17 protein-coding genes and 3 pseudogenes are annotated in these 15,929 nt (G+C 58.7%); 11 read left to right on the forward strand and 9 right to left on the reverse strand.

Translation table 11 applies throughout. The features are described from left to right. Window positions 1–67: 67 nt before the first annotated feature. Together HK439_RS21810 and HK439_RS21815 are read right to left on the reverse strand one after the other, a co-directional pair. Window positions 68–523: an Arm DNA-binding domain-containing protein gene (locus HK439_RS21810; RefSeq protein ID WP_190293602.1), complete on the reverse strand. Its 456-nt coding sequence runs from the start codon at window positions 521–523 to the stop codon at window positions 68–70. Window positions 524–810: 287 nt separating this feature from the next. Then, on the reverse strand, window positions 811–1,521 hold the full coding sequence (locus HK439_RS21815; protein WP_190293603.1) for a hypothetical protein: 711 nt from the start codon (window positions 1,519–1,521) through the stop codon (window positions 811–813). Between the two features lie 145 nt (window positions 1,522–1,666). On the opposite strand from HK439_RS21815, the gene HK439_RS26985 reads away from it, so the two are divergent. Further along, window positions 1,667–1,948, forward strand: a complete 282-nt coding sequence (locus HK439_RS26985) for a helix-turn-helix domain-containing protein (RefSeq protein WP_235988057.1) — start codon at window positions 1,667–1,669, stop codon at window positions 1,946–1,948. 119 nt (window positions 1,949–2,067) lie between these two features. On the opposite strand, the pseudogene HK439_RS21820 reads toward HK439_RS26985, so the two are convergent. After that, window positions 2,068–2,972, reverse strand: a pseudogene (locus tag HK439_RS21820) (type II toxin-antitoxin system HipA family toxin); the annotation flags it as partial. 387 nt (window positions 2,973–3,359) lie between these two features. Here HK439_RS21820 and HK439_RS26990 point away from each other — a divergent pair. Continuing rightward, window positions 3,360–3,584, forward strand: a pseudogene (locus tag HK439_RS26990) (hypothetical protein); the annotation flags it as partial. On the opposite strand, the gene HK439_RS21825 reads toward HK439_RS26990, so the two are convergent. The 4 genes and pseudogenes from HK439_RS21825 to HK439_RS27280 form a co-directional block, all read right to left on the reverse strand. Further along, entirely contained in the window at window positions 3,517–3,867 is a 351-nt protein-coding gene (locus HK439_RS21825) for a type II toxin-antitoxin system RelE/ParE family toxin (RefSeq protein ID WP_190293604.1), read from the reverse strand. The pseudogene HK439_RS26990 and the gene HK439_RS21825 overlap by 68 nt on opposite strands. Further along, window positions 3,854–4,123 (reverse strand): ribbon-helix-helix domain-containing protein, encoded by a 270-nt coding sequence (locus tag HK439_RS21830; protein ID WP_190293605.1) that lies wholly within the window; start codon window positions 4,121–4,123, stop codon window positions 3,854–3,856. The genes HK439_RS21825 and HK439_RS21830 overlap by 14 nt, the downstream gene beginning before the upstream one ends. Window positions 4,124–4,694: 571 nt before the next feature. Further along, window positions 4,695–5,110 (reverse strand): annotated as a pseudogene (locus HK439_RS21835) (aldehyde dehydrogenase family protein); the annotation flags it as partial. 373 nt (window positions 5,111–5,483) lie between these two features. Continuing rightward, entirely contained in the window at window positions 5,484–5,627 is a 144-nt protein-coding gene (locus tag HK439_RS27280; protein ID WP_328804218.1) for an integrase arm-type DNA-binding domain-containing protein, read from the reverse strand. A gap of 417 nt (window positions 5,628–6,044) precedes the next feature. Here HK439_RS27280 and HK439_RS21845 point away from each other — a divergent pair, with 417 nt between their 5' ends. The 7 genes from HK439_RS21845 to HK439_RS21875 all read left to right on the forward strand — a co-directional run bounded on the left by HK439_RS21845 (window position 6,045) and on the right by HK439_RS21875 (window position 12,309). Beyond that, window positions 6,045–7,154, forward strand: coding sequence for a DUF3734 domain-containing protein (locus tag HK439_RS21845; protein WP_190293606.1), 1,110 nt, complete (start codon window positions 6,045–6,047; stop codon window positions 7,152–7,154). Between the two features lie 30 nt (window positions 7,155–7,184). Beyond that, on the forward strand, window positions 7,185–7,931 hold the full coding sequence (locus tag HK439_RS21850) for an acetoacetate decarboxylase (RefSeq protein ID WP_190293607.1): 747 nt from the start codon (window positions 7,185–7,187) through the stop codon (window positions 7,929–7,931). 8 nt (window positions 7,932–7,939) lie between these two features. Next, entirely contained in the window at window positions 7,940–8,722 is a 783-nt protein-coding gene (locus HK439_RS21855; RefSeq protein ID WP_190293608.1) for a 3-hydroxybutyrate dehydrogenase, read from the forward strand. Window positions 8,723–8,772: 50 nt separating this feature from the next. Next, window positions 8,773–9,408 (forward strand): hypothetical protein, encoded by a 636-nt coding sequence (locus HK439_RS21860; protein ID WP_190293609.1) that lies wholly within the window; start codon window positions 8,773–8,775, stop codon window positions 9,406–9,408. A 145-nt stretch (window positions 9,409–9,553) separates the two neighbouring features. Continuing rightward, a complete protein-coding gene (locus HK439_RS21865) occupies window positions 9,554–9,706 on the forward strand; it encodes a DUF3096 domain-containing protein (protein WP_190293610.1) in 153 nt (50 codons plus the stop codon). A gap of 93 nt (window positions 9,707–9,799) precedes the next feature. Beyond that, entirely contained in the window at window positions 9,800–10,777 is a 978-nt protein-coding gene (locus tag HK439_RS21870; RefSeq protein ID WP_190293611.1) for an HlyD family secretion protein, read from the forward strand. Continuing rightward, window positions 10,774–12,309, forward strand: coding sequence for a DHA2 family efflux MFS transporter permease subunit (locus HK439_RS21875; RefSeq protein WP_209011989.1), 1,536 nt, complete (start codon window positions 10,774–10,776; stop codon window positions 12,307–12,309). Before HK439_RS21870 ends, HK439_RS21875 begins: the two co-directional genes overlap by 4 nt. Window positions 12,310–12,321: 12 nt before the next feature. On the opposite strand, the gene HK439_RS21880 is transcribed toward HK439_RS21875, so the two are convergent. Together HK439_RS21880 and HK439_RS21885 are read right to left on the reverse strand one after the other, a co-directional pair. Then, window positions 12,322–12,948, reverse strand: a complete 627-nt coding sequence (locus HK439_RS21880) for a DedA family protein (protein WP_190293612.1) — start codon at window positions 12,946–12,948, stop codon at window positions 12,322–12,324. 311 nt (window positions 12,949–13,259) lie between these two features. Beyond that, a complete protein-coding gene (locus tag HK439_RS21885; protein ID WP_190293613.1) occupies window positions 13,260–13,946 on the reverse strand; it encodes a fumarylacetoacetate hydrolase family protein in 687 nt (228 codons plus the stop codon). Window positions 13,947–14,117: 171 nt separating this feature from the next. Here HK439_RS21885 and HK439_RS21890 point away from each other — a divergent pair, with 171 nt between their 5' ends. Together HK439_RS21890 and HK439_RS21895 are read left to right on the forward strand one after the other, a co-directional pair. Further along, a complete protein-coding gene (locus HK439_RS21890; RefSeq protein ID WP_190293614.1) occupies window positions 14,118–14,807 on the forward strand; it encodes a FadR/GntR family transcriptional regulator in 690 nt (229 codons plus the stop codon). A 91-nt stretch (window positions 14,808–14,898) separates the two neighbouring features. Continuing rightward, window positions 14,899–15,873 carry an ABC transporter substrate-binding protein gene (locus HK439_RS21895; protein ID WP_209011990.1) on the forward strand — a complete coding sequence of 325 codons (975 nt, stop codon included), beginning with the start codon at window positions 14,899–14,901 and terminating at the stop codon, window positions 15,871–15,873. Window positions 15,874–15,929: the final 56 nt, after the last annotated feature.

Here is a 15,929-nt window from a genome sequence, read left to right on the forward strand (position 1 = left end):
ACCGAAACGATGCAAACTGAAACATGATCGCAGGCAGATGGTCAGCCGTGCCCGAACTGTCCGGGAATTACTGAAACGGTTGTCCGGGATTTAGCGTAATCGCTGTCCGGTATTTCTGAAATCCGCAGGCGTATTTCGTAAGTGTCATCCGCCATTGAGCTATGTGTTTTTCATTGCGGAAAGCCGTCGCCTGTCCGTTCACAAATTCATCCGCAAATGGTCCGAAAGCGGGAACGTCCCTGATGGTCAGGTCAACCTCTTTCTTTTCCTTCAGAGGATCGCGCCCCTGCTTGAGTTCGTCGCGTGCTGCTTTGGCAAGCTCTCTGGCTTCCCGCAGCGACACGCCGCCCTGGTGTGCCGCTCCCAGGCCCATCTCGCGGGTCTTCCGGCTTTTTGGTGGCTTGTATCGGAGCACCCAGCGTTTCAGGCCCGTGTCGGTAACCCGCAGATACAGTCCACCGCCATCACTATAGCGTCCCGCAGCCTTGATAGAACTGACCTGTTTTGCGGTCAGCTTGTGCAATCCTCTCGCCATTTCAGTCCCACGTTCAGTCCCACTTTTGAAGTGCGATACAGTAATTTTTCACGAGATGGGATGATGCGAGCTATCTTCAAATAAGTAAATATTATCATATAGATAGATGACAGTATGTTACTCTATGAGAAATGAAAATAGCAGACCCTTAGTCCGACGAACTTACTTGTTCTGATTTACTGTGAAGCCTGAGCGCCCATTTTCAGAACAAGCATCGGTCAAAGTCCCAGATATCCTTACATCTCTTATGTACCCTGCGGGACGATGTGGGGCCATTATCGACTGCCGCTGTTGTCAGATGTTTCCGACAACGTCCCAATCCGGTCGTAACCGGGTATAAAGCTACCTGGCTGAATCTGTTGAGCGACACGCACAAGGTCGACTAGAGCCGAACGAATGACCGGCCACGGGAAGTCCGAACAGTCAGGCGAACTTTCCCCCTCGCGCAGGATAGCATCGAGCTTCCCCGCCACGCCGGCAAGAGACGTCGCAGGTGTTTTCATCAGAGCATCAAACACTTCCTGTTCCCGGAGAGACGCTGCTTCTTCCGCGTGTTTGGCAACGGAATACCCCAATTCTCTATCCGCGACATCCCAGCGTTCTTGGTGTGCCTCCAACTCATTTTCCGCAACTGCCCGGATCGCGTCCTTAGATGGATCATCGCGGAAAATCTCTTCAATCTGCTCATGCGAATGGAGAGAGACGTGTCTGTCCTCTTCCGTCAGATAGGCCTCTGCGCGGGGAAACCCGATCGTCCCGATCAATTGGGTTTCGAGGTCCTGCTGCTTGCAGCAAAGTTTCGAGGTGTGGAGGTAGGCCGCATTCCACTCGGACCAGAGCTGCAACGCGACATCCGGACTGCTTCTATTTGTCGGCGACCTGCCAAAGGGATTGATTGTCCATGCTACTGTTACCAATGTGGTCCCGGCTAGCAACATGCGACGCGTGACGGTAGACAGACTCGTGCTAATCTCAGAATCAGCCATGATCCGAGCTCCTTACAGCTTGGGTAGTGGTTAGGCTGGCTGGAGTGTTGCCGCACTCTAGTCAGCCGTTCTAAGTGCACGGTCCCACTTAAGGTGAGTACGCGCATTAAATTTGATAGAAAAAATATCAATTTGAACGGTGCGAATGTCAATAGAAAATCTATCAAATCGCGGCCCGGCTGTTACAATTCGGCAGGTCAAGGCTGCTAGGGCATTACTCGGATGGTCTCAAGGAGACTTGGCCGCCCATTCAACCGTCTCAGAGCCAACAATCGCTCGCCTCGAGGCTGATGAAGGTCTTCTTGGTGGGCGCCCGGATACAGCGGCGAAAATTGTTCACGCCCTAACGAATGCGGGCATTGAATTTATATCAGAGAATGGTGGCGGACTAGGTGTTCGGATCATGCGCCCCGCCGATGGTAAGTGATTACATCATAGCAGCGCACAAACACCGTCAGTTTCAATCATTCCACGCGCAACGATAAATGATGAATTTTACCCACCTCAGTTGATCAGAACCGTAGTGCCCAATTCTGGCCCTCCCCTTCAGAACTTGAAGGCCTTGCTTTGATCATCATGTTCAAAAGCAATGGCCATTCGATTGATCTCGGCGGCGCGTGCGCTGATTTCTTTTGCCGTTTCTCGCCAGGTGGAAGTCGCTACAGCGACTTCCTTAATGATCACGCGAGCATCTTTAAGCCCGAGACCGAAATATTCTGAAGCGCTTTCGAGCAACTCGACAGAACACGTGCCTTCATAGAGGTCGATATTGTTGGTGAGGACGCGGGCCTTGAGATCGACTGGCGTTGGATTTAAGTCGTAGGCCGGCGAGAGCGTCCAGCCCACCTTTCCAGCCTATAGGAACCCATGATTACGGAGATGGTCATCCACGTTGGAGATCAGAACACTGAAGGCGACGCGCCTATAGAGCTCAGCGGCATCGGTCTTTGCCCGTGCGCCTTGCTCTGCCAAAGCATCAACGATCTCAGGGTAACTGCCGCGCTCCCCGTCTCTCGAACCGGTCATAGCCATAGCGGAAAGGAACGGAATTCACGTGTTACCTTCCCTGTCAAAACGCTGCGATAGGAGCACCGCTTTGCCGGCGACCTCGATGAGTTCGTGCCTGGGCGTGTTGATCCCGGCACGCTCGGCAAGCCGAAGCGCGATCTCCTCCCAGGTGTCCATGCTGTATTCATCCGTTTCTTTCGGAAATTTTGCGATGGACAGTTGACCATGCTAGTCGATGATCGACGCTTTGGGGCGCGCGCACGAGCGCGTTCGTAACGGCAGGGCGCTTTGTGCTAGCGCCAGACAAGGCTGGTGTCCCGGTCGGACGCTTCGTCTACGGTAAAAGCTATCTTGGCAATTCGGATGCAGTTCCGATCGATCCGGCCGAGCTCAAGCTGGGAAGCGCTACCGTGTCGGCAACCCGCAGATACAGTCCACCGCCATCACTATAGCGTCCAGCAGCCTTGATAGAACTGACCTGTTTTGCGGTCAGCTTGTGCAATCCTCTCGCCATTTCAGTCCCACTTTTGAAGTAGGACACGGTGAATATCGATGAGATGACATATTGCAACGCAGTTTCTAATAATCCAATATATTCAAATAGATAATTGATATTATGTTATTATATGAAGCATGAAAATAGTTGAAATACAGGCCGGTAACTCCGCCAGAAAACCCAGCAGTCGGAACCGTTGGAGGCGTTTACGGAAAATGACAGCGCCGCTGCCATCAAATCCCGCAAGACTGCAGACCGTCTTTCCCAGATCAATCCCAAGGATATGCGCAACAATAGCTGCGTCTCGGTGGGAAGGCAGTTCATCCCATTAGCTCATTCATCGAATCCGGAGCTCACCTTGCGGGAAATCGCCTTCCGACTTGCGGCCCCTCATGAACGCACACGGCGCGGCAGCACAAAGTGGTCACCCTCTTCCGTCAAGAACCTCCTCGACCGTGCGAAGAAGACTGGCCTGGTGGAAGCAATTAGGCTTATTGTCGTGCTTCCAGCAGCCGCGCCAGCATATGTCGTATATGGTCTTGCCCCCCGAAGAAAATAGCTGCGACACGTATCGTTTGCGTATCATCGACCGGGGAAAACCAAATCGCCGCCTTATCGCGCCGCAAGAACCGAATTCCAGGATAGATGTCCGAACGAACGGTTCCGATATGTGGCGTCTCAATCAGCCGGTCTATCTCAGTCCGAAAATGGCGAATGCGATCCGCTGCCCGCCTCACAGCCTCTTCAGGCTCGTCACCGAATTCCACATAAGCCGACAATAGATGATCCAGTATGAGTTCGAAATCCCGCACGGCCTCAGCGGAAAATTCAATCCGCCACATCTAAAACTTTTCTCTTGATCATCGCTTCAATCTGACCGCCCATTTCATCAGAAGAGATGAAGCGGCCTTCAACACGGCGCCCAAGCAAAACCTTCAGCGCTTCTCTTTCTGCAGCCTCGGCTTCCGTGCGTTGTCGCAGCAGCTCAAGGCCTTGTTGCACTACGGCACTCAGGCTGGAATATTGCCCGTTTTGAACAAGAGCACGCGCGAATGCGTCCTGCTGCTCAGTCAGTGATATGGAGGATTTTACACTCATCAGCCGATCTCCGTTTCAAGAAATATGCGACCCAGTAGCACCAAATGTCAAGGAGAACGCATTTCAGAGCTTTCGAAGAGAGCTCGGCGAGATCGGTTTTCTGGCGCGAACGCATGTGTGGACGTATATGGACCCCGCCTGATTGCAACACCTGATCTGGTCGGGTTCGAGTTTCGCAATTGCGGACGTATATCCGGCTTCTTCGAGCGGCCCGATACTTCGTCGCCGCGAGCCCCGATGGATTTCCGCGTGCTTTCTCCTCAATGCCCCCGAGGCATCGGCAGGTGCCGTGCCGGTCCACACATCAGGTTCAGAAAGCGGTGGGAGCGACCCTTTCACCATCTCCAGCCAAGTTGCTTGTTGGTTTCCGCGCGGAAATGACCCTGTTTGCCATTTCCTACTGATTCAGGAATGAGGTTGATAAACCCAAATATTCCAAGCGACTATGAAAAGTCGACCGGATCAGCGACAAGTGCAAATGCAGATCAAATTCATGCGGAAGTCAACATCTTGCTCAAACGCTTTACGTTCCGCCAGCAACACGCTGCCGGCGGAACGATGGGAATGTTTCTTATTCGCCGTAACCGACGATACCCTTGATTTCAAGGAAATCGTGGATGCCCCAGTCGGCATATTCGCGCCCGTTACCGGATTGCTTGTAGCCGCCGAAAGGTGCCATCGTGTCCCAGTCCGGGTAATTGAGATAGACTGATCCGGCCCGTATCCGCGCAGCCACGTCGCGGGCGTCAGGATATTTTGAGACTGAATATAGGCGGCCAGACCGTAGACCGTGTCATTTGCGATCGCCACGGCGTCTTCTTCATCCTTGTAGGGCAGAATCGACAGCACCGGCCCGAAAATTTCTTCGCGCGCGATTGTCATGTCATTGGACACATTGCCAAAAACGGTCGGACGAACATAGTAGCCGCGGTTCAGGTTTTCCGGCCGTCCGAGGCCGCCTGCAACCAGTGTTGCGCCTTCCTTTAGCCTGGTTACGCCATGTCCTCACCGAATTGCCTCAGCGCACCGGCTACGCCGACATCAACGATCTGCTGCCCTTCAACTTCCCAAAAACAACTACCGCCCGATCGAACCGGACGCTCTCCGATTCGAACACGTCCCGCCAAGTCTCTGGCGTCAACGTGCAGGGAAATGAGCGCTTACGAATAAGTAAAATGCACCTGCAGTAGAGGTTGCATATGCCTGCAATGAAAATCATCGATACCACTGACGCTGAGAGGCTTCTTGCTGAACTTGGTATTCAGGTGATCCCGCCTAACGTGCCGATCCGACCGAAAGACGGTGACCCTCCAAAATGCAATGCTGCGGCCAGCGTGCAGTCACGGAAGACGAATTCTCATCAAACTACATCCTCAGATAGTACCCACCGTTTCAGGCCCGTGTCGGCAACCCGCAGATACAGTCCGCCGCCGTCACTGTAGCGCCCTGCGTCCTTAATTGAACTGACCTGTTCTGCAGTCAGTTTGTGTAATGACCTCGCCATCTAAGTCCCACTTTCAGTCCCACTTTCAGTCCCACTTTTGAAGTGGGACTCGGTGATTTTCTATGAGAAGGCATGGTGAGATAATTAGATTGAAAGATCAATATTATCAAATAGATAGTTGCTATTATGTTATTTTATGAGAAGTGAAAATAGCAGACTCTCTGTCCGCCATTTTTCCAAAATCAGAAAACACCCAACCTCACGTCGTAGGCCTTGTTTGAGGTTCACCGCCTGCTCGCGCCAAATTTGACGACCCGATCCGGGCCGAAGAGCGGGACGCAGACCCTTGCGGAGCTTCCGCTTCACGCCCCATGCCGGAGCCTGCGCAACTTACAAATTTGTAAAGTCCCGGCCATCTCCGCGTAATCCGGTCCCTGTTACGCCTCTGCCCATTCGGTCTTCGATTGGACACCGGGCATGGGACAGGCAGACGAAATCGTGGCGCTGGTTCTGCAGGGCGGTGGCGCGCTCGGCGCGTACCAGGGCGGGGCGGCCCAGGGTATTTTCGAATCCGGCAGTTCGATCGACTGGGTCGCAGGCATCTCCATCGGCGCGATCAACGCGGCGATCCTGTGCGGCAACGAGCCTTCGCAAGGCCTGCAAAATATCCGCACGTTCTGGGAACGGATTTCCTCCGCCCGCGTTATCCAGGAGCAGTTCGAAAGCTACCTGCCGCGCGGCCTGGTCAATGAGTTGAGCGCGGCGTCGACGGCGGTGACCGGGGCGCCGGGTTTCTTCAAGCTCCGGGTTCCGCCTGCCGCCGTGATGCCTCCGGGAGCGGACGGCGCCATCAGCTTTTACGACACTGCACCGTTGCGGGAGACATTGCTGGAACTCGTCGATTTCGATCGTCTGAATTCCGGCAAGACCCGTCTGAGCGTCGGCGCTGTCAATATCGAGACCGGAAACATGACGTGGTTTGACAACACGGAAATCGAAATCCGGACCGAACACATCATGGCCTCCGGGGCCCTGCCACCAGAGTTTCCGCCGGTCGAGATCGACGGATCCCTCTACTGGGACGGCGGCCTGGTCTCGAACACGCCGCTTCAATACGTGCTCGATGAGCGGATGCCGCACGAAAATCTGAGCGTGTTCCAGATCGACCTGTTCAGCGCCCGGGGCCGGGTTCCGGCATCGGTGTGGACCAGTGAGGCCCGCGAAAAGGATATCCGGTTTTCCAGCCGGACCCGGTTCAATACCGACATGATGCGGCGGATGCACCAGACGCGCGCCGCTGCCCGGCGGCTATACGGAAAGCTGCCGGCGGAGCTGAGAAACGACCCGGACGCCCTGTCGCTGATTTCGGGAAACGCGGATCCGCGTATTTCCATCGCCCATCTGATCTACCGGCAATCCCGCCACGAACACCAATCCAAGGACTACGAGTTTTCGCGCCGCTCGATGGAAGGCCATTGGTCGTCGGGTTTGCGCGACGCCCGGAAAACGCTGGCCCACCCGAAATGGAAAGGCCGGGGGACTTCGGAAGACCGTATCCAGGTCTTTGACCTGAACAACATCCGCTAGCGTCCCTCCCCACCCGTTGGAGATCCGACCATGAGAACCGACGCCGTCACCAGAAACGCCTTTGCGATGCCGCTCACGAGCCCGAGTTTCCCGAAAGGCCCGTACCGGTTCCACAACAGGGAATTCTTCACGATCACTTACCGCACCGATCCGGAGGAACTTCGCAAGGTGGTTCCCGAACCGCTGGAGGTGACAGAGCCGATCGTGAAGTACGAGTTCATCCGCATGCCGGACAGCACGGGGTTCGGCAGCTACAGCGAGAGCGGACAGGTCATCCCGGTCACGTTCCAGGGACGCGAAGGCGGGTATGTCCATGCGATGTTTCTCAACGACGACAGCCCGATCGCGGGCGGCCGCGAGATCTGGGGATTTCCGAAGAAACTCGCGGAACCGAAACTGACCGTCGAAAAGGACACGCTGGTCGGGTCCCTGCATGTCGGCTCCGTCCAGGTGGCCGGCGCCACGATGGGCTACAAGCACCGGGAACTGGATCGCGATGCGGTCCTGAAAAGCCTCGCCGCGCCGAGCTGGCTGTTGAAAATCATACCGCACGCCGACTGCTCCGGCCCGCGCATTTGCGAACTGGTCGAGTACTCTCTGGAAGATGTCACGGTCAAAGGCGCATGGGAGGGGCCCGGCGCCCTGGAACTCCATGAGCACGCGCTCGCGCCGGTCGCCCAGCTTCCCGTTCTTGAGGTGCTTTCCGCAACGCACGTGCTGACCGATCTGACCCTCGGTCTCGGCCACGTCGTCTTCGACTATCTTCAAACCGAATGAGGTGCATCATGAACCTGCAAGACAAGACCTGCATCATCACGGGCGCGGCCCGCGGCATCGGAGCGGCGATCGCCAAACGGTTCGTTGCAAGCGGCGCGAAGGTCGCCATCGCCGACCTGCGCCTCGCCGATGCGGAAAAAACGGCGGCTGACCTCACCGCCATGGGTCCGGGATCGGCCATGGGCCTCGAAATGGACGTGACTGACGAAGCAGCGGTGAACGCCGGCGTCGACAAGATCGTGACGGAGTGGGGCGGCATCGACGTCCTGGTCTCCAATGCGGGGATCCAGATCGTTTACGAGCTGCAGAACTTCCCGTTCGAAGACTGGAAAAAGCTCCTGTCCATCCATCTGGACGGCGGCTTTCTCACCTCCAAGGCCTGTCTGCCGCACATGTATGAAAAAGGGTCCGGTTCCATCATCTTCATGGGGTCGGTCCACTCCAAGGAAGCGTCGCCCCTCAAGTCCGCCTACGTCACCGCCAAGCACGGTCTTCTCGGGCTTGCGCGGGTGATCTCGAAGGAAGGCGCCAAGCATGGCGTCCGGGCCAACGTCATCTGCCCCGGTTTCGTGAAAACGCCGCTGGTCGAAAAACAGATCCCGGAGCAGGCGGAAGAACTCGGCATTTCGGAGGAAGAGGTCGTCAGGAACGTCATGCTCGGCGGCACCGTCGATCACGAATTCACCACCGTTGAGGACGTCGCCGAGGTCGCGCACATCTTCGCAGCCTTTCCGACGAACGCGCTGACCGGTCAGTCGCTGGTCGTCAGTCATGGCTGGTTCATGCAGTGACGGTGCGCGCGCACCATCAGCGAGCCTCGCCAACAAAGGAGCACAGACAAATGGATAGCTCAGACACATTCTACAAAGTACGCGAACTGGTCGCCCGTTTCGATGACGCCGAGACATTCGAAGACGCCGTCGAGCAGGTGGAAATGGCGGGCATCGATCGCGCGGACATCAGCATGATCGCAAGCCAGGACGCGATCGTTGAAAAGCTCGGGCACATCTACCGGAACGTCCGGGATCTGGAAGACGATGCCCGCGTTCCCCAGACCGTCAATTTCGACAGGCACGAGCTGGCGGAAGGCAAGGCAGCGATCATCGGTTTTCCCGTTTATATCGGCGGCGCGGGCGCAGGTCTCGCCGTCGTGGCATCCGGCGGAACACTTGCCATTGCCGCAGTGCTCGCCGCGGCCGGCGCCGCGGCGGGGGCCGGCATCGGCGCGATCTTCGCCCATGCCATCGACAAACGCCACGCGGACACGCTTGAGCAGCACCTGGCCGAAGGCGGCCTGCTGGTCTGGGTCCGGTTGCGCGACGAGACGCGGGAAGCGGAAATCGAGAAGCTGCTGAAGGCATGCGGCGGACGGGATGTCCACGGACACAGCCTGAAACGCTACTGGGGTACGGACGATGTTCCCTTGCACGACTTCAATCCCGATCCGCTTCTCGAAAAAGGTCCGAACTACGGCTGAAGAAGGAAATGCGACCTGCGCGGCAGTCGTCTGACGAGGTTGGCAGAGCCTTATGCCGTATTTTACTTAGGCGGCTAATGAAATTACCAAAAGGTATTGGCCCCTCCTTGGCAGATCCAGCCCGAATGCAGAAAGGAGTTTTGAAATGACAACGATCGTTCTCGTCCAACCGCTGCTGGCGCTGATTGCCGGCATTATCATCCTGTTCGTTCCACGCGTCCTGAACTACGTGGTCGCGGCCTATCTGATCCTGTTCGGTCTGATCGGACTGTTTCCGCATCTGGCGGGGATGACGTAACGCCCGCCGTGTAAACCAAAGACCCATCGAAACCGGCGGCTCCGTTCCATCCTTGTTTATCAGTGCGCGTCCCGAACCCTTGAGATCACGGCCATGAAGAAATGGAAGTTCGGCATCGCCGCCGTCGTGCTGATTGCGGCGGGCGGCGGGCTTTGGGGATATTGGTGGTATTCCACCCTGTATCCGTCGACACAGGACGCCTATGTGCGCGCGCATATCGTGGACATATCCGCGGAAGTCACGGGCCTGGTTTCAAAGGTCTACGTTACAGAGAACCAGAAGGTTGCCCAGGGCGATCCGTTGTTCGAACTGGACGACGAGATCTACCGGAACGCTGCGACCGAGGCACAGGCGCAGCTTGAGATCGCGAAGGACCAGCAAGCCGGCCTTGACCGGAAGGCGAAAGCGGCGAAGGCGGCGGTGAAAAGCACCTCGACGGCCGCAGAGACCGCTCATGCCCAGTTGACCAGAATTCGCGCGCTGTTCGAAAGCGGCGATGTCGCCCAGGCGGCCCTGGACCAGGCGAAAACGGCGGCGGCGCAGGCGGATACCGCGCGCGACACGGCCCGGGCCCAGCTTCAACAGGCACGAGACGCTGCAACCGCCAACAAGGACGCAATCGTTTCCGACGGAGCCGCCTACCGCATGGCGGAGTACAATCTCGCCCATACAAAGATCACCGCCCCAGCCGACGGATGGGTATCCAACATCCGTCTTCGGCCCGGCAGTTCGGTCACGGCGCACGAACCGCTGTTTGCGCTGGTCGACGCCTCGCACTGGTGGATCGACGCCAATTTCAAGGAAACCGACCTGCCGCGCATTCGCCCCGGGCAACCCGCCACCATATCCGTCGACATGCTCCCCGGCGTTACTCTGAAGGGGCATGTCGCCTCCATCGGCCGGGGATCGGGATCGACCTTCTCGCTGCTGCCTGCGGAAAACGCCAGCGGCAACTGGGTCAAGGTCACGCAGCGCTTCCCCGTCCGGATCGCGCTGGACAAGCCCGACCCGGGGCTGCGCGTCGGCGCCAGTTCCAGTGTCACGGTCGACACCACGGCAGACGCAAAGTGAGCACCACCGCCTCGATCGCCGAAGAGCCTGCCGCTCAGCGGCTCACCATCGTGGTCGCCGTCGTCCTGAGTGCCATGCTGGAGGTTCTCGACAGCACGATCGTCAACGTCGCCCTGCCTCATATTCAATCGGCCTTCGGCGCCACCACCGATCAGGCGACCTGGGTGCTGACCAGCTATATCGTCTCGGCGGTCGTCATCATGCCGCTGACCGGCTTCATGGCAAAGAGGCTTGGCCGGCGGCGGCTGATCCTGGGTGCCATCACCGGTTTCGCGGTATTTTCGGTCCTGTGCGGGCTCTCCTGGGGTCTTGGCGTCATGGCCGCTTTCCGGACGGCCCAGGGCCTGTTCGGCGCGTTCCTCATCCCGTTATCGCAATCGATCCTGTTCGATACCTTCCCGAAGGAAAAACGGGGACAGGCCATGGCCATGTTCGGGCTCGGGGTGGTGGTGGCTCCGGTACTGGGACCGACGATCGGCGCCCTGCTGACCGACTATTATTCCTGGCGCATGGTGTTTTTCGTCAATCTTCCGATCGCCGCGTTCGCCCTGCTCCTGCTTGCCGGCGAGCTGCCGAAGGACAAGCCCGAGCCGGTCAGGATCGACTGGACAGGGCTCGTCCTGATGGCCATCAGCATCGGTGCGCTGCAATTCGTTCTCGACCAGGGAACAACCAAGGATTGGCTGGCCTCCCGTGTGATTCAGGTCGCGGCACTTGCGTCGCTGATCAGCGGCGTGTTGTTCCTTGCGCGCGGCATCACCGAAAAGCACAACATCATCGACCTGACATTGTTTTCCGACCGCAATTTCGCGGCCGGCAACGCGATCATCGCAGGCTTTGCCGTCTCCATGTTCGGCGCGATCGCGATCCTGCCGCTCTTCGTTCAGGATCTCCTGGGATATCCGGTTCTTGAAGCCGGCTATCTTTTCATTCCGCGTGGACTGGCCGCCGGTTTTTCCATGGTCGTGACGGGTGCTGTTCTGGTCAACCGCATTGATTCCAGGCTGCTCGGCGCGGCCGGCCTCGGACTGACCGCCTGGGGCAATTTCCAGATGGCCTCTCTCAATCTGAATGCGAGTTTCTGGCAGCTGGCATGGCCTGGCCTCACATCGGGGCTGGGTATGGGACTGGTCTTCGTTCCTTTGTCGACCCTCGCATTCGACGGTATCGGGTCCGACCGTCAGGACGAGGCATCCGGCCTCTACGGCGTGACCCGGCAGCTGGGATCGTCGATCGGCATCGCCGTTGCCGGTGCCATGATCGTTCGCGGGATTGCGACGGACACATCCCTGCTCACGCAACATGTCACGCCGTACTCCGAAGCGGCACGGGCCTACCTCGCCCCGCTCGGTCTTTCCGTGCAATCTGCGAAGGGTGCTGCGGTGCTCTCGGCGGAAATCTCCCGCCAGGCAGCCATGATGTCCTACGCCCGCATCTTCAACTGGCTCGGCTGGGCCGCCCTGGTCCTGCTGCCGCTGCTGCTTGTCATGCACAAGCCCGCACACCAGACCTCCGCGCAGATGGCCCACTGACGCCTGAGAAGATCAACGCTTTCTGCGGAAGACATGCAGCCATCTGTCCCGGCCGAAAACCAGCAAGGCCAGGATGGCGAGAAAGACGGCCGCGCCGCCGACATAGACCAGATGATGCAATATCCAGGGCAGGGCCAGGCCGGCGACCGACTCTCCGAAGACATAGGCGATGGTCGCCCAGGTGCCCACCCAGAGTACGGCGCCGATGGCGTTCGCCAGGAAAAACACCGCCCAGTGCATGCCCGTCGAGCCGGCCACCAGACCGTTCAACTGGCGCAGGAGGACGACGAACCTGGCAAACAGCACCATCGCGAACCCGTAACGTTCCGCAAGCCGTTCGGCCTTCGCGTATTTTTCCTGCGAGACGCCGAACTTCGCACCGTGCCTTTCGATGAAGACCCGGCCGTAACGCCAGCCGATCAGGTACCCGATGTTGTCGCCCAGAATGGCGCCGAGAATGGCCGCAACGCCGACAAGATAGATGTTCAGTCCTCCGGCGCCGGCCGCAGCGGCGGCAGCGATGATCGCCGTTTCGCCGGGAACGGGCAGGCCCAGCGCTTCCAGACCGACAACGGCGAACACACCGGGCGCACCGTATTGATGGATGACATCGAGAACCTGGGACGTGAACGGGATCATGCGGGTCTGCTTGTCGATCGGCTTGGGGAGAGGACACCGGGCGGTGCCGACGTCCTGCTGGTCCGGGCACAGGTGTGCCTGTCCTTATGAAGAGCCATTCTATCGCCGGCTTTTTTAGAACGATCGCAATGTACCCGGACCGCCCTCATCGTTCAATCGGCAGACGGTCGCGCGCATCGCCGACGGCGGCTCGTGCGTGGCGCCCCGGGACGGATGTCCGGCCGGCGAATTCATTTTCGGGAGATCGACACACCTGCGGTCGCGTTCACCTCTAAAGACGAACGCGACCGCGGAATGTTTCGCAATAGCAATCAGACGACCGTGACCACCAGCGGGTCCAGGCCCTCGATGCGGGCTTCGAGCCTGTCGCCCTTCACCACCGGGCCGACGCCGGACGGTGTGCCGGACATGATGATGTCGCCGGCTGCCAGCTCGAAATAATCGGACAGATAGGAGATCATCTCGGGCACCTTCCAGATCATCTGGTTGAGGTCCCCTTCCTGCTTCAAGGCCCCGTTGACATGGAGCGTGACCGCGCCGTGGTCGAGATGACCGGTCTTGTCGGCGGGCACGAGCGGACCGACGGGTGCGGAGCGTTCGAAGGCCTTGCCGATTTCCCACGGGCGGCCCATGTCCTTGGCGATGCCCTGCAGGTCGCGGCGGGTCATGTCGAGGCCTACGCCGTAGCCCCAGACATGGTCGAGCGCCCGGTTAAGCGGGATGTTGGTGCCGCCGGACTTCAGGGCGACGACCATTTCGACTTCGTGGTGCACGTCGGAGGACTTCACCGGATAGGGAAACTGGCCGGAACTGTCGAGGTTGTCCGGATTCTTCTGGAAGAAGAACGGCGGTTCCTTGTTCGGGTCGTGGCCCATCTCCACGGCGTGGGCGGCGTAATTGCGGCCGATGCAATAGACCCGGCGAACCGGAAACCGGGCGTCGCTGCCGGCAACTGGAATGGCCGCCACCGGCGGCGGTGCGATCACGAACTCAGACATACGTCCCCCTTTGTTATTCTCGCGACACTGTCTTTCGCCATGACCCTAAACAATTTTGAACCAATCGCAACCAATTTTATTGAACATGCGAAATACCGCCAAAATCCCAATTGATTTGCAATTAATCGACTCATATGCCTAGTATTGGTTGACCAATAGAGAGGAATACCCGTGCTCACCAGGCTGGAAACATCCGAACGGGAAGAAGCGATCGCGGCCTTGCGCGAGTTCATCAGCGCCAGCGCCTACCAGCCCGGCGACCGGTTGCCGCCGGAGCGGGACCTGATCGGCCGGCTGGCCATGAGCCGCTCGACCCTGCGCAAGGCGCTGGATGCCCTGGAACGGGAAGGCCTGATCTGGCGCCACGTCGGCAAGGGGACTTTCGTCGCCGGCGACAACGACGGGTTCGACCCGAGCGCGCTCCTCGGGCTGGCCCAGCAGATCTCACCGGTTCGCATGATGCGGGCGCGCCTGTGCATCGAACCGGCGATTGCCGGCGAAGCCGCGATCAATGCGTCACGGGAAGCGGTCAACCGGATCCGGCTCGCCAAGGACCGGGCGAAACAGGCGCAGACCTGGAAGGAATACGAAACCCAGGACGAACTGTTTCACCGCGCCGTGGCCGAGGCGTCGGACAATATCCTGCTGATTTCGCTGTTCGAGCAGCTGAACAAGGTGCATCGGGCGGTTGCCATGAGCAACGTCGTTCGCGAGACCGAACGGCCGCCCGAGAGCCATTCCAGTTTTGCGGAACACGAATGCATTTTCGCTGCCATCGAGGCGCGCGATTCCAAAGCGGCCTACGACGCGATGCGGCAGCACATCGGCTCTGTGTCGGCTCGACTGTTCGGGGAGGTGTGACACCAGAGGACCATCGGAAAGGCCAACAGAGCAAAAAGCCGCGGCCTTTCGCGAGTAAACGGACCAGGGGTCCGTGAGTTGGGAGGAAAAAATGAATAAGCTACTTCGGAAGATCAGCGGTGTGCTGATAGCGATCCCGTTTGCCCTGGGCGTCATGGGGACCGGCGCGGAAGCCGGCAAGATCAAGATCGCCCTGGCGGAAACGCCCTCGGATGAACTGGCTGCTTTCTTCGTGGCGCTCGACCGCGCCAGGGCGGCCGGCCTCGACTATGAATGGACGGCCTTTTCCGACGAGGAACTGGCCATCCAGGCCGTCCTCAGCGGCCAGATGGATATCGGCTTCGGCACACCCTACGCCGCCATGCAGCGTTCCAAGGCGCCGATCCGCATCGTTTTCCAGCTGTCCAAGCTGAAGTTTTTCCCGGTTACGTCCAAGAAATACAGCAAGCTGGAAGATCTGGACGGTGAGCCGATCATGCTGCATTCGCGCGGCGGCGGCACGGACTCAATCGCCAACGTGATCGAGGAGAAGCTCGGCATCAAGTTCGGCCAGCGTTCCTATGTGCCCGGTTCGTCCAACCGCATCGTCGCCCTGATGGCCGGACAAACCGACGCCACCATCGTCGACCTCGCCAACAAGAACAAGCTGATGAAGCAGGCCGGCGACAAGTTCAACGTGCTGCCGATGTTCGAGGTCGATGCGAGCGACGAGGCGCTGTTTGCCAATCTCGACTGGATCAAGGCCAACGAGAAGGACGTCGACATTTTCGTCAACGCTCTGGTCAGCGTCTGGCAGGACATGGCCAAGGACCCGACGATCATCAGCCGCGAGACCGATCCTGAAGGCCCGATCGGCCAGTTGCCGAAAGAGATCCTCGACGGTCTCGACGGCTTCTACACGGATGCCGTTGAAGGCGGTCTCTACGATCCCAACGGCGACGGACGCAAGGCTGCCAAGGCGGACATGGAGTGGTACACGGCCGCCAACCAGCTCGACGGCGATCCGGCCAGCCTCAACATAGAAGACTTCTGGTATCTGGCGCCTCTGGACAAGGCCACCCAGTAAGTCTTTGCGGCGGCTGCGGGACCACTTGCCCTCCCGCAGCCGCCTTCATTTCCGCT

Origin of the sequence: Roseibium aggregatum (assembly GCF_014692675.1) — a bacterium.
Classification (GTDB): Bacteria; Pseudomonadota; Alphaproteobacteria; order Rhizobiales; family Stappiaceae; genus Roseibium; species Roseibium aggregatum_C.

Excerpts from the sequence above, each read along its gene's own strand:
- HK439_RS21815 (WP_190293603.1), bottom strand. The coding sequence starts at position 1,521 with ATGGCTGATTCTGAGATTAGCACGAGTCTGTCTACCGTCACGCGTCGC.
- HK439_RS26985 (WP_235988057.1), top strand. The coding sequence starts at position 1,667 with ATGTCAATAGAAAATCTATCAAATCGCGGCCCGGCTGTTACAATTCGG.
- HK439_RS21825 (WP_190293604.1), bottom strand. The coding sequence starts at position 3,867 with ATGTGGCGGATTGAATTTTCCGCTGAGGCCGTGCGGGATTTCGAACTC.
- HK439_RS21830 (WP_190293605.1), bottom strand. The coding sequence starts at position 4,123 with ATGAGTGTAAAATCCTCCATATCACTGACTGAGCAGCAGGACGCATTC.
- HK439_RS27280 (WP_328804218.1), bottom strand. The coding sequence starts at position 5,627 with ATGGCGAGGTCATTACACAAACTGACTGCAGAACAGGTCAGTTCAATT.
- HK439_RS21845 (WP_190293606.1), top strand. The coding sequence starts at position 6,045 with ATGGGACAGGCAGACGAAATCGTGGCGCTGGTTCTGCAGGGCGGTGGC.
- HK439_RS21850 (WP_190293607.1), top strand. The coding sequence starts at position 7,185 with ATGAGAACCGACGCCGTCACCAGAAACGCCTTTGCGATGCCGCTCACG.
- HK439_RS21855 (WP_190293608.1), top strand. The coding sequence starts at position 7,940 with ATGAACCTGCAAGACAAGACCTGCATCATCACGGGCGCGGCCCGCGGC.
- HK439_RS21860 (WP_190293609.1), top strand. The coding sequence starts at position 8,773 with ATGGATAGCTCAGACACATTCTACAAAGTACGCGAACTGGTCGCCCGT.
- HK439_RS21865 (WP_190293610.1), top strand. The coding sequence starts at position 9,554 with ATGACAACGATCGTTCTCGTCCAACCGCTGCTGGCGCTGATTGCCGGC.
- HK439_RS21870 (WP_190293611.1), top strand. The coding sequence starts at position 9,800 with ATGAAGAAATGGAAGTTCGGCATCGCCGCCGTCGTGCTGATTGCGGCG.
- HK439_RS21880 (WP_190293612.1), bottom strand. The coding sequence starts at position 12,948 with ATGATCCCGTTCACGTCCCAGGTTCTCGATGTCATCCATCAATACGGT.
- HK439_RS21885 (WP_190293613.1), bottom strand. The coding sequence starts at position 13,946 with ATGTCTGAGTTCGTGATCGCACCGCCGCCGGTGGCGGCCATTCCAGTT.
- HK439_RS21895 (WP_209011990.1), top strand. The coding sequence starts at position 14,899 with ATGAATAAGCTACTTCGGAAGATCAGCGGTGTGCTGATAGCGATCCCG.